We start from the raw sequence: 11516 nt of genomic DNA, 5'->3' as shown, positions 1-11516 counted from the left end.
GGGTCGGGCCGCAAAGGCGTAAAAATCCCGCCTGGCGCGGCCCGACCCGCCGGCTTCTCCGTCGAAGCATAAGTGGAAAAGCGTATGCAGGCGTCCTTGTGGCTCAGGCGCCGGATATTATGTGGGGGACGCTCTCTTCCTGGGCGATGGCCATGATGTGGGCGCCGTGGCAGAAGGTCTTGAGTTCGCGCAACTGGCGCGAGGCTATTTCGATGCCTTTTTGCAACTGGTCGGGCGCGGCCTCGAGCTCGTCTATGAGGCGCCGGGGGACGGTGACGCCCGGCACCTTCCTGTTGAGGAAATCGGCCATGCGGGCCGACTTTAGCAGCAGGATGCCGGCCAGTATCTTCGCGCCCGTCTTTTCGGCCTTCTCGAAGAAGCGCTTGAAGTTGTCCATGTCGTAGAAGGCCTGGGTCTGGAAGAAGCGCGCTCCTGCGTCGACCTTCTTTTCGAACTTTATCATCTCCGGCTCCGGCGGGTCGGCCTCGGGGGCGACGACGGCGCCTATGAAGAAGCCGGTGCCGCCGCGAAGTTCCCTGCCCTTGAGGTTTCGTCCCTCGTTGAGGGTGCGCACCGTGCCGACGAGCTGGACCGAGTCGAGGTCGAAGACGGCCCTGGACTCGCGGTGGTCGCCGAAGGACACGTGGTCGCCCGTGAGGGCCAGGATGTTGCGCGCGCCAAGGGTCCAGGCGCCGAGGATGTCCGACTGGAGGGCCAGCCTGTTGCGGTCGCGGCAGGTCATCTGGAAGACCGGCTCGATCCCCTCATCGAGCAGGAGCACCGAGCAGGCCAGGCTCGACAGCCTCATCACGGCCCGCTGGTTGTCGGTCACGTTGGCGGCCGTCACCATCCCCTTGAGGAGCCTCGCCCTGGCGAGAAAGTCCGTCGTCTCCGTACCGCGGGGCGGACATATCTCGGCCGTTATGACGAACCTCCCCTCGTCGAGTTCCCGCTCGAGCCTGCTGACCGGCGTGCGTTTCTCCCTGGCTTCAATCACCGGGGGCACCTCCCAGCCGCTTCCCCGGCGACCGACTCGAAGAGGGCGAGACCGTCGGTCGAGCCCAGGATGGCCTCGGCGGCGCGCTCGGGATGGGGCATGAGTCCCACCACGTTGCCCTCCCTGTTTGCAACGCCCGCGATGTTGCGGAGCGAGCCGTTGGGGTTGGCCTCGGCCGACGGCTCTCCCCCGGCGTCCACGTAGCGGAAGACGACCCGCCCCTCGTCCTCGAGGCGGGCGATGGTGTCGTCGTCGGCGTAGTAGTTGCCGTCGGCGTGGGCTATGGGTATGGAGAGGACCTCGCCCTCGGCGTAGCGCCTCGTAAAGGGCGTGGCCGTCGTATCGACCCGCACGTTGACGGCGCTGCAGATGAACTTGAGGTCCCTGTTGGTCGTCAGCGCCCCGGGCAGAAGGCCCGCCTCGGTGAGTATCTGGAAGCCGTTGCAGATGCCGAGCACGGGGCCTCCCTTTCCGGCGAAGGCCATGACCTCGTTCATTATGGGCGAGAAGCGGGCGATTGCGCCGGTTCGCAGGTAGTCGCCGTAGGAGAAGCCGCCGGGAAGGACGACGCAGTCGGCGTCGCCGAGATCGGTCGACTTGTGCCACACGTAGCGGGCCTCGCAGCCGAGCACGTGCTTGACCACGTGGTAGCAGTCGTGGTCGCAGTTTGAGCCCGGAAAGACTATGACGGCGAAGGTGAAATCCTTTCTCTTCATCGTCACGGCGGCGCTCAGTCCTCTATCTCGATGCCGAAGTCTTCCATCACGGGGTTGGCGAGGAGCTTTTCGCACATCTCGCGCAGTCTCGCCTCCTCCTCTTCGCGCGAGGCGCCGTCGAGCTCGATCTCGATGAGCTTGCCGATGCGCACCTCGCGCACCTCGTCGAAGGAGAGGGCCTTGAGCGCCCCCATGACGGCCTTTCCCTGGGGGTCGAGCACCCCTTTCTTAAGCGTTACGTATACCCTGGCCTTCATAGAGCTATCGTCCGTTCCTTTCGCGTCGATGGCGGTACGAATACAACACAGGCAAGGGGCCTGGAGAAGACGCCAAGATGCGCGGCCCTTCCCCGGAAGGCTTCCCCCCGGGGCGCATGGCCGGAGTCAGCCGAGGACCTTGTCGAGCACCTCCCTGTAGGCGTCCTCGATGTCGCCGAGGTCGCGGCGGAAACGGTCCTTGTCGAGCTTCTTGAGCGTCTTCTTGTCCCAGAGGCGGCAGCCGTCGGGCGTTATCTCGTCGGCGAGGAGCACCTTGCCGTCGCAGCGGCCGAACTCGAGCTTGTAGTCGACAAGGATTATGCCGCGCTCGTCGAAGAAACGCTTGAGGTGTTCGTTCACCGTGCGGGCCGTGGCGACCATGGCCTGTAGCTCCTCGGGGGCGGCCAGACCGAAGATGCGGATGTGCTCGGCGTTGAGCATGGGGTCGCCGAGCTCGTCGCTTTTGTAGTAGTACTCCACCAGCGTCTCCGGCAGCGGCGCGCCCTCCTCAAGGCCCATGCGCCTTGCAAGGCTTCCGGCCACCATGTTCCTCACCACTATCTCGACCGGAATTATCTCCACGCGCCTTACGAGCATCTCGCGATCGCCGAGCCTCCTGACGTAGTGGCTCTCAACGCCCTTCTCCCGCAGGAACTCGAAGATGCGCGACGATATCTTGTTGTTGAAGATCCCCTTGCTCTCTATGGTGCCCTTCTTCTTGCCGTCGAAGGCCGAGGCGTCGTCCTTGAAGTACTGGATGTAGAGCGCGGGATCGTCGGTCCTGTATATTATCTTGGCCTTGCCCTCGTAGAGTTTTTCAAGTCTCTTCACTCTTTCCTCCTCCCGCTGCGGCGGGCGCGCCCGCTCCCGCCGAAGACACGCCTGTACAGGTAGTCGACGTGCCTCAGGTACGGCTCGAGATCGAAGCACTCCTCGATCTCCTTTTCGTCAAGTCTTTCGAGTACATCCTGGTCTTTCTTCAGAAGCGACTTCAAGTCGCCTTCACCCTTCCACACCTTCATGGCGTTCCGCTGAACCAGGGCGTAAGCCTGCTCGCGGGTCAGTCCCTTCTCGATGAGCCGCAGCAGCACCTTCTGCGAGAAGACGAGTCCGCCGAGGCGGTCGAGATTGCGGCGCATGTTCGCCGGGTAGACGACGAGGTTCTTGACGACACCGGTGACCCTTGCGAGCATGAAGTCCACGAGGATCGTCGCGTCCGGGGCGATGACCCGCTCCACCGACGAGTGGCTTATGTCGCGCTCGTGCCAGAGGGCGACGTTCTCCATGGCGCTCACGGCGTAGCCCCGCACGAGGCGGGCAAGGCCCGTGAGGTTCTCGGAGAGCACGGGGTTTCGCTTGTGTGGCATGGCCGACGAGCCCTTCTGGCCCTCGGAGAAGTACTCCTCGGCCTCGAGGACCTCGCTGCGCTGGAGGTGGCGCACCTCGACGGCTATCTTCTCGACCGACGAGGCCACGACGGCCAGTGTGGAGAAGAAGTGGGCGTGGCGGTCGCGCTGGACCACCTGGGTGGCCACGGGCTCGGGCTTGAGGCCGAGCTTGCGGAGCACGTAGCGTTCCACGTAGGGGTCCACGGCGCTGAAGGTGCCCACGGCGCCGGAGAGCTTGCCGCAGGAGATCGTCTCGCGGGCCTGCTCCATGCGCTCGAGGTTGCGCCGGGCCTCCTCGTACCAGAGGGCCATCTTGAGGCCGAAGGTCATGGGTTCGGCGTGGATGCCGTGGGAGCGGCCTATCATGACCGTGTCGCGGTGCTCCATGGCGCGCCTTTTGAGCGCCCTCATGAGCTCCTTTATGTCCTTTATGATGATCGTCGCCGCCTCTTTGAGGAGCACGGCAAGGGAGGTGTCGAGCACGTCCGAGGAGGTGAGTCCCATGTGGATGTAGCGCGAATCGGGGCCCACGTGCTCGGCCACGGACGTGAGGAAGGCTATTACGTCGTGCTTTACGGTGCGCTCGATCTCCTCGATGCGCCTTATGTCGAAGCCGGCCTTCTTCTTTATCGTCTCCAGCGCCCTCTCGGGCACGACTCCCTTTGCGGCCATGGCCTCGCAGGCGTAGATCTCCACGTCGAGCCAGGTGCCGAACCTCTTTTCGGCCGTCCACAGACGGCCCATCTCCTCGCGCGTGTAGCGTTCTATCACTTGTGCCTGGACCTCTCCTCTCTTGTCGTCCCCCGCCTCCCGCCCCGCCTCGGCGGGCCGTAGCTAAGCCCCGCCGCGCAGGTAAGTTGTTAAATATACCAGAAAGACGCCGGCCAGCACAAGCACGATGTTGCTCCTTCTCATATTTTTGTGCGTCTCCGGCAGGAGGTCCGACGCCGCTATGTAGATGAACGAACCGGCCGCCACGGCAAGGAGCGTTCCGAGCACGGAGGGAGACGGGTCGTCGATGAGGAAGAAGGCCGCGAGGGCCCCCACGGGTGTAGCCATGGCCACGGTCCACCCCATCACGAGCGTCCTCGTGCGGTCGTAACCGGCGTGGAGCAGAAGCGACGTGATGGTCACGCCCTCGGGGATCTCGTGGAGGAGGACGGCCACGGCGGCGGCGAAGCCGAGGGTGAAGTCGGCCTCGAAGCCCACGCCTATGACGGCGCCGTCGAGAAGGGAGTGGAACGTTATGCCCAGGAAGGCCGGAAGGCCCATGGAGTGGACCTCGCACTCGCCCTCGTGGCAGGTGTGGATGGCCAGCATGTGCTCGACCATGTAGAAGGCGAGCATGGTGGCGAGCACCACGGCCATGGCGTTGTCGGTGAGCTCCACGGCCTCGGGCAGAAGGTGGACGAAGGCGACGCTGAGCACCACGCCGGCCGAGAAGCTTATGAAGAAGACCGTGTTGCGCCGGGTCCAGCTCCGGCGCGCAAGGAGCATGTATATGCCGCCGAGCGTGGCCGCGCCGGCGAGCATGCCGAAGACAAGGGTGTCTATGAACTGTCCGCCCATCTCAGAGACCCGTTCCCCCGAAAAGGCCGTGGTCCGCTCCGCCGCGGCCGTTCACCGTCCCCTCGACTTGTAGCGCTTGAGCCTGAAGACCTCTTCGCGCTCGCGCTCCTCGAGCACGCGCCGTATCTCCCTTATGCGCTTTGAAAGCATCGGGAGGACCACTTCCTCTATGGCGTTTATCCGTATGGTGTCGGCCCTCACGGCGGCCGCGAGCCTCTGGAGCTTCTTTTCGCCCGAGGCCATGGCCACGACGGCGTCGACGACCTTCTCGAACCGGCGTCGGGCGTCGAGCAGACCGGCGCTCTCGCCGAGCGGGGAGAGTTCGCCGGCCTCGATGCTCCTGACCACGGGCCGCCGGACGATCTCCGGTATCTTTATGCCCCAGACGTTCCTGAACCTGATGTCGAGCCTTACGTTGCGGCGCGCCCCTGCGGCGGCCGACTCGACGGCGTCGCCGAGGAAACCCCTGGCAAGCTCAAGCTCCCTGAAGGCCCTGCTCAGCATGACGGCCAGCTCATCACGCCTGTCGATGCACTCGACCATGAGCGAGTACATCTCCTTCATCAGGGCCTGGCGCTTGCCGCGCAGAAGCTCGAGACCGTTCTCCAGGACCCGCCGCCGCGAGCGCAGCCGCAGAAGCGTCTGGCGCGTAACCTGTCCGCTCCCTATCATGCAAGCCTCGTAAGCTCGCTCTCGGGAAGGGCCCTGAGGAGCTCGAACCCCTTGTCGAGAGTCTCGTCGATGGTCCGCCCCTTCCTGCCCTGTCCGATGAACCCGGCCTCGAAGGAGTCGGCGAAGGCCAGGTACTTCCTGTCGAGGTCCGTTATGCCCTCGGAGCCCACTATGGTGACGAGCCTTCGCACGTCCATGCCGCGGGCATAGGAGGCGTAGAGCTGATCGGCGAGGCGGCGGTGCCCGCTCCGGGTCTTGCCCTCGCCGATGCCGAGCTTCATGAGCCGCGAAAGGCACGGCAGCACGTCGATGGGCGGATAGACGCCCTTGCGGTGCAGGGTCCTGGAGAGCACTATCTGCCCCTCGGTGATATAGCCCGTCAGGTCCGGTATGGGGTGGGTGATGTCGTCGTCCGGCATGGTCAGTATGGGTATGACCGTTATGGAGCCGCCGCGGCCCCTGAGCCTTCCGGCCCTCTCGTAGATGGTGGCCAGATCGGTGTACATGTAGCCGGGATAACTGCGACGCCCCGGTATCTCGTCCCTTGCGCTGCCGATCTCGCGCAGGGCCTCGCAGTAGGCCGTCATGTCCGTGAGTATGACGAGCACGTGGTAGCCCTTGTCGAAGGCCAGGAACTCGGCCGCCGTAAGGGCCATGCGCGGGGCGAAGAGGCGCTCCATGGTGGGGTCGCTTGCGAGGTTCATGAAGACGATGGTCCTGTCAAGCGCCACACTCCTCTCGATGCCGTCGCGGAAGAAGAAGGCCTCGCGGGAAGTGACCCCCATGGCGCAGAGCACCACGCAGAAGCGTTCCCGCTCCCCCCTCACCCGCGCCTGGCGCACTATCTGCAGCGCAAGCTCGTTTGCCGGAAGCCCCGCGCCCGAGAAGATGGGGAGCTTCTGCCCCCGCACCAGGGTGTTGAGTCCGTCTATGGCCGATATGCCCGTCTCGATGAAGTCCGAGGGCTTCTCCCTGGAGACGGGGTTCATGGGAAGGCCGTTTATGTCGCCGTACTTCTCGGGCAGGGGCTCGGGGAAGCCGTCCATGGGGGCTCCCATGCCGCTCAAGACCCGGCCGAAGAGGTCGGTGGAGAGCCCGAGGGTGGCCACCTCGCCCGTGGGCACGACGGTGACGCTCTCGGAGTCTATGGCCGACGTGCCGCCCTGGACCTGGAGCACGGCCCTGCCGCCCCGCATCTCCAGTATCTGGCCCGTCCGCTCGTCGCCCGAAGGAAACCTGACCCTGCATATCTCGCCCAGGGCCCCCCGGCGCACGCCCTCCACGAAGACGAGGGGACCCGTTATGCCCGATATGGTCCTGTACTCCCTGGTGAGAAGGTCCATCTACCGCCCCCCCTCTTCGCCCCGCTTCTGCGCGAAGTGGACCTCCAACTCGTCTATGAGCCGGCGGCAAAAGTCGGCGAACCCCTCGTTGGGGACCGAGTGCATGGTCACCAGTTTGGCCCTGATCGGGTTTTCGAGCAGGGACTCGAGGTACTCGCCCCGCGAAAGGGCGGCCTCCATGGCGTCGAGATAGGACATTATGGCCTTGAGCATCCAGAACTGCTTTTGCGGCGTGCAGAAGGCGTCGACCTCGTCGTAGGCGCTCTGGCGCAGGAAGACCTCGCGCGCAAGGGCCGCGCCCTCTATGACGAGCCGATCCTTTTCCTGCAGCCCCTCCATGCCGATTATCTGCATCACTTCCTTGAGTTCCATCTCGCGCTGGAGAAGGGAGAGGAACCTGGCGCGCAGCCCGTCGAGCTCGGGCGAGACGTTGTCGGTGTACCAGTCGGCGAGCTCGTCGTAATAGAGGCTGAAACTCCCCTCGACGCTTATGGCCGGGAAGTGGCGCCTGTGGGCCAGGTCCCTGTCCAGGGCCCAGAGCGTGCCGGCAAAGCGCAGGGAGGCCTGGGTCACGGGCTCGGAGAAGTCGCCGCCCGGCGGCGAGACGGCGCTTATGACCGTCACCGACCCGGTGCGCCCCCCGTCGCCGAGACATCTCACGACACCGGCCCTCTCGTAGAAACGGCCGAGTCTCGTTGCCAGGTACGGCGGATACCCCTCCTCGCCTGGCATCTCCTCGAGCCTCGACGATATCTCGCGCAGCGCCTCGGCCCACCGCGATATGGAGTCGGCCATGAGCGCCACGTGGTAGCCCATGTCCCGGTAGTATTCGGCGATGGTGATGCCCGTGAAGATCGACGCCTCGCGGGCCGCAACGGGCATGTTCGACGTGTTGACGATGAGCACCGTCCTCTCGCTGAGCGAAAGCCCGGTCTCCGGGTCCCTGAGCTCGGGGAACTCGGTGAGTATGTCGGTTATCTCGTTGCCCCGCTCGCCGCACCCGATGTAGACCACTATGTCCACCTTGGCGAACCGGGCGAGCGTCTGCTCGACCACCGTCTTTCCCGTGCCGAAGCCGCCCGGCACGGCGGCGGTGCCTCCCCTGGCCACCGGCAGGAGCGTGTCGAAGACGCGCTGGCCCGTGATGAGGGGCTCGCTCGGCGCAAGCTCTCCGGCCGAGGGCCTGGGCACCCGTACGGGCCACTCCTGGTACAGCCCTATCTCCCCGCCCCCTTCGAGCGTGCACAGCGGCTCCCGGCCCGTCACGGCGCCGCTTCGTATCTCCCTCACCACGCCGCTCATCCCCGGCGGCACGAGCACCCTGTGCTCCACGGCCTCGGTCTCGCGCACCACGCCGAGCACGTCGCCAGGGGCGACACGCTCCCCCCTCGCCTTCCGGGGCTCGAACCCCCACGTCCTGTCCGGGTCCAGCGGCTCGGCGCCGCACCCCCTCCCTATGAAGGGACCGAATACCGCCTCCAGGGCCTCGAGGGGCCTCTCCACGCCGTCGAAGACCCGCGACAGGAGCCCGGGGCCGAGCCTCGCAAGCAGCGGCTGCGAAAGGCTCACCACCTCCTCGCCGAGACGAAGCCCCGTCGTGTCCTCGTAGACCTGTATCGTGGCCCGCTCGCCGCTGACAAGGATGATCTCGCCGAGAAGGCCGGCCTCGCCGACGAGACAGGTCGTGTGCATCCTCGCTCCAACCATGCCCGAGGCCACCACCGTGGGGCCCGACACGGTCTCTATCCTCCCCCTTATCTCCCTTTCGGCCTCTCTGTCCATCTATCTCTTTATCTTTATGTGATAACCCACGGCCCGGTGTATGAGCCTCGCTATGTGCGTCTCGCCGGGCTCCACCTCCTCCCACCCGGCCGGTATCTTCAGAGGCATCACTATGGGCACCCCCCTCTTGTCGATCCTCCGCATCACCTCGGGGTCCACTTCCTCGAGGAGCGCCGAGTCGACACAGACGAGGCCGTAGCGTCCCTCGTCGGCCACCCTCTTCAAGAGAGCCGCCAGCTCGCCGCCGCCCTCCAGCTCCCGGCAATGAAAACCGCCGAGCCGAAACCCCAACGACCCGCCCGGCGACGTCACTATCAAAAGCCCCGCCATACAACGCCCCTCCAAAACCTTTGGAGATTTTGATTAATTACCCTGAGGGAACCTTTTTGTAAAAAGGTTCCCTCAGACTCCCTCCAAAAACTTTTAATTCCCTGCGGATCACCCCGATTTTGCAAGCAAAATCGGGGTGATCCGCAGGGCGTTAAAAGTCTTTGAAGGGGGTCTGGGGGAAACTTTCTACAGAAAGTTTCCCCCAGCCCAGGTCAAGAGTCTTTTAAGGGGCATCCGGGCCGCAAGGGCGTAAAAAAATCCCGTCCGGCGCGGCCCGAACCTCCCGGGGACCGCCGAAGACATTCACACCGCGCGCCAGTCGGCCACACCGAGGGCGCGTCTGAGCTGTCTTGCCGGCATGGCGAATATCTTCGCCCTCGCTATGAGTCTCAGGTTTTTGAGCTCCCTCGTCCGTGCGTACATGTAGGCATAGGGCACGGCTATGCCGAGGGGGTCCACTACCGAGGCCCTGTCCAGTCTCCAGGCAAGGAGGGCGTCGAGCCGTTCTTCGAGAAAGATCGCCTCCTCGCCGTAGGCCGTATCGAGGACCGCGCGCATGTGGCGGTCGGAGACCCGTGAGGCGAGGCCGTCGAGGAGCCTGTCGCGCCGCGTCTCGGCGGCGAGCTCCTCGTAGTCTCCGCGAAGAAGCCTCTTTCCTCCCTCGACGAAGAGGGAGACGGCCAGTTCCCGTCCCCTCGTCTCGCCGCAGAGTTTTACGAGCGTCATGATGTTGGTCTTGTCGATGAGGTACTCGACGGTCGCGCGCGCCTCTTCGAGCGCCCCGGCGGCGCGGGCCGTCGCCGCTCTCGCCCTCGACAGGACGAAGGCGTCGAGCTCCCTTTCCAGGTCGAAGAGGCTTCCCGTGCGCGCGAAGGCCTCCAGGCCGGCTCGAAAGGGCCTCGCATAAGGACTTCCCCAGGAAGAGAGGAGCGCCGCCATGTCGTCGAGGTCGCCGGCGCCGAGAAGGCGGCGCAGCGCCCGGTCGTCGAGCGAGCCGGCCGGCACGAGAAGCCTCGCCGCGGCGGCCCTCTCGCCGCCCTTGACGAGCACGCGGGCGATGGTCTTCAGGTTCGCCGCCTCCCGGAAGGAGAGCAGCGCCCCGATGCAGGGCCGCGCGCCGGCGGGCGCGTCCCTGTCGAGGACGGCGAGGTCGTCGGAGAGCATTGCGCGCAGCGCCGCGTCGAGGGCCTCGGACGGGTCCCCGTAGCGTGCCATGGCCGAGGCGAGATGGGGCCCGTAAGGCGAGCCGCCCAGAAGGGCGATCAATGCGTCAAGCCCCGGGGCCTCGACGAGCGCATCCAGCACGGAGCCACCGAGAAGCCTTGCGCGCCTTGCCCGCACCCTGGCGTTGAGAAAACCGAAATCCAACGGACCCCCTCTTCCCGCCCCCCCCCGCCGGGGCGTCAGCGGAAGAGCAGCCTGCCGAGCAGCGTCAGTATGTGCCTCTTCCCCTTCTCCATGCGCGTTCTTATGGTGTTCTCGATCATGAGCCGCCTGTCGCGCGAGACGAAGACGACGCCCATATCGAGGCTCTCGTCGGGCTCTATCTCGGTGGCCCGGTCCTGGACGAGCCAGGCGTAGGCGGGGTTCATCCGCACGAAGGGTGTGGAGAGGTCCTCGGGCCACTCGGCCTTGACCTCGTCGTAGAGTGCGCTTACGAGCCTGGTGGTCGTCTCCTTGTCGGAGCCCTCGATAACGTCCCTGGCCCTGGAGAGCACCTGGTCGATGATCTCCTGCTTTGCGCCGAGCACCATGGCCGACGCCCTTATCCTCGCCCGGTTGACGGCCCTTGCCCGCAGCCTCCCGAGCCTTGCGGCCTCCATCTCCCGCCGCTTGCGCGCATGCTCCTCGCTGCGGCGCTCCGCCTCGGCCACTATGGCCCCGGCCTGCTCGTCGGCCTCCCTCAGTATCCTCTCACGCTGCGCAAGGGCCTCTTCCTCTATGGCCCGCAGCAGCTCTTCCTGTCCCATGCGAAAGGCACCTCCTCATCGGACGGACCGCCTTCCCCGTCCGTCACTTCCGGCAAGGCTCAGCCCGTCAGTATGAGATAGGCGATGACGAAACCGAGGAGCACCATCGTCTCCGGTATGGCCACAAGTATGATGACTATCCCCCGCAGTTCCTTGTTTTCAGCCAGCGCGCCCATGCCGGCAGCACCTATCCTGCTCTGCGCCCAGGCCGTGGCCAGCGCCGACACGCCCACCGAGAGCGCCGCAGCCAGCGCCAGTAGGGCCTTCTCCATGTCACACCTCCGCCTCTCGTCTTTGTCCGCTCCCTGCGCGACGGGGAGCGCCAGCGTCCGGACTTACTATGGAAACTCTGATTAATTACCCTGGGGGAAACTTTCTGTAGAAAGTTTCCCCCAGACCCCCTTCAAAGACTTTTAATTCCCTGCGGATCATCCCGATTTTGCAAGCAAAATCGGGATGATCCGCAGGGCGTTAAAAGTTTTTGGAGGGAGT

The 11516-nt window shown here is 65.1% G+C and carries 13 protein-coding genes; all 13 read right to left on the bottom strand.

Going from position 1 to position 11516, the window contains the following annotated elements:
* Window positions 1–103: 103 nt before the first annotated feature.
* Window positions 104–994, bottom strand: coding sequence for a 5,10-methylenetetrahydrofolate reductase (locus ENJ37_02850; GenBank protein ID HHL39424.1), 891 nt, complete (start codon window positions 992–994; stop codon window positions 104–106).
* Window positions 994–1713 (bottom strand): phosphoribosylformylglycinamidine synthase subunit PurQ, encoded by a 720-nt coding sequence (purQ, locus tag ENJ37_02845; GenBank protein HHL39423.1) that lies wholly within the window; start codon window positions 1711–1713, stop codon window positions 994–996. The genes ENJ37_02850 and purQ overlap by 1 nt, the downstream gene beginning before the upstream one ends.
* 14 nt (window positions 1714–1727) lie before the next feature.
* Window positions 1728–1970 carry a phosphoribosylformylglycinamidine synthase subunit PurS gene (gene purS, locus ENJ37_02840; protein ID HHL39422.1) on the bottom strand — a complete coding sequence of 81 codons (243 nt, stop codon included), beginning with the start codon at window positions 1968–1970 and terminating at the stop codon, window positions 1728–1730.
* Window positions 1971–2096: 126 nt separating this feature from the next.
* The gene (locus tag ENJ37_02835; protein HHL39421.1) at window positions 2097–2801 is read right to left on the bottom strand and encodes a phosphoribosylaminoimidazolesuccinocarboxamide synthase; all 705 of its coding nucleotides are present in this window, start codon (window positions 2799–2801) and stop codon (window positions 2097–2099) included.
* Complete coding sequence (locus ENJ37_02830) at window positions 2798–4129, bottom strand: adenylosuccinate lyase (GenBank protein ID HHL39420.1); 1332 nt, start codon at window positions 4127–4129, stop codon at window positions 2798–2800. The genes ENJ37_02835 and ENJ37_02830 overlap by 4 nt, the downstream gene beginning before the upstream one ends.
* Window positions 4130–4192: 63 nt before the next feature.
* Window positions 4193–4927 (bottom strand): ZIP family metal transporter, encoded by a 735-nt coding sequence (locus tag ENJ37_02825; protein ID HHL39419.1) that lies wholly within the window; start codon window positions 4925–4927, stop codon window positions 4193–4195.
* Window positions 4928–4978: 51 nt separating this feature from the next.
* Window positions 4979–5599 (bottom strand): V-type ATP synthase subunit D, encoded by a 621-nt coding sequence (locus ENJ37_02820; GenBank protein ID HHL39418.1) that lies wholly within the window; start codon window positions 5597–5599, stop codon window positions 4979–4981.
* Complete coding sequence (locus tag ENJ37_02815) at window positions 5596–6942, bottom strand: V-type ATP synthase subunit B (GenBank protein ID HHL39417.1); 1347 nt, start codon at window positions 6940–6942, stop codon at window positions 5596–5598. Before ENJ37_02815 ends, ENJ37_02820 begins: the two co-directional genes overlap by 4 nt.
* Complete coding sequence (locus ENJ37_02810; GenBank protein HHL39416.1) at window positions 6943–8724, bottom strand: V-type ATP synthase subunit A; 1782 nt, start codon at window positions 8722–8724, stop codon at window positions 6943–6945. It abuts the gene before it with no gap.
* Window positions 8725–9054 (bottom strand): hypothetical protein, encoded by a 330-nt coding sequence (locus ENJ37_02805; GenBank protein ID HHL39415.1) that lies wholly within the window; start codon window positions 9052–9054, stop codon window positions 8725–8727.
* 303 nt (window positions 9055–9357) lie between these two features.
* Window positions 9358–10680 (bottom strand): hypothetical protein, encoded by a 1323-nt coding sequence (locus ENJ37_02800; GenBank protein HHL39414.1) that lies wholly within the window; start codon window positions 10678–10680, stop codon window positions 9358–9360.
* The gene (locus tag ENJ37_02795) at window positions 10458–11024 is read right to left on the bottom strand and encodes a hypothetical protein (GenBank protein HHL39413.1); all 567 of its coding nucleotides are present in this window, start codon (window positions 11022–11024) and stop codon (window positions 10458–10460) included. The genes ENJ37_02800 and ENJ37_02795 overlap by 223 nt, the downstream gene beginning before the upstream one ends.
* Before the next feature lie 59 nt (window positions 11025–11083).
* Window positions 11084–11296: an ATPase gene (locus ENJ37_02790; GenBank protein ID HHL39412.1), complete on the bottom strand. Its 213-nt coding sequence runs from the start codon at window positions 11294–11296 to the stop codon at window positions 11084–11086.
* Between the last annotated feature and the right edge of the window lie 220 nt (window positions 11297–11516).

The organism is Deltaproteobacteria bacterium (genome assembly GCA_011375175.1).
Lineage (GTDB): Bacteria > Desulfobacterota > GWC2-55-46 > GWC2-55-46 > DRME01 > DRME01.
This window is presented reverse-complemented; position numbering and strand designations above follow the sequence as displayed.

Excerpts from the sequence above, each read along its gene's own strand:
- ENJ37_02805 (HHL39415.1), bottom strand. The coding sequence starts at position 9,054 with ATGGCGGGGCTTTTGATAGTGACGTCGCCGGGCGGGTCGTTGGGGTTT.
- ENJ37_02795 (HHL39413.1), bottom strand. The coding sequence starts at position 11,024 with ATGGGACAGGAAGAGCTGCTGCGGGCCATAGAGGAAGAGGCCCTTGCG.
- ENJ37_02825 (HHL39419.1), bottom strand. The coding sequence starts at position 4,927 with ATGGGCGGACAGTTCATAGACACCCTTGTCTTCGGCATGCTCGCCGGC.
- ENJ37_02790 (HHL39412.1), bottom strand. The coding sequence starts at position 11,296 with ATGGAGAAGGCCCTACTGGCGCTGGCTGCGGCGCTCTCGGTGGGCGTG.
- purQ (HHL39423.1), bottom strand. The coding sequence starts at position 1,713 with ATGAAGAGAAAGGATTTCACCTTCGCCGTCATAGTCTTTCCGGGCTCA.
- ENJ37_02810 (HHL39416.1), bottom strand. The coding sequence starts at position 8,724 with ATGGACAGAGAGGCCGAAAGGGAGATAAGGGGGAGGATAGAGACCGTG.
- ENJ37_02815 (HHL39417.1), bottom strand. The coding sequence starts at position 6,942 with ATGGACCTTCTCACCAGGGAGTACAGGACCATATCGGGCATAACGGGT.
- purS (HHL39422.1), bottom strand. The coding sequence starts at position 1,970 with ATGAAGGCCAGGGTATACGTAACGCTTAAGAAAGGGGTGCTCGACCCC.
- ENJ37_02820 (HHL39418.1), bottom strand. The coding sequence starts at position 5,599 with ATGATAGGGAGCGGACAGGTTACGCGCCAGACGCTTCTGCGGCTGCGC.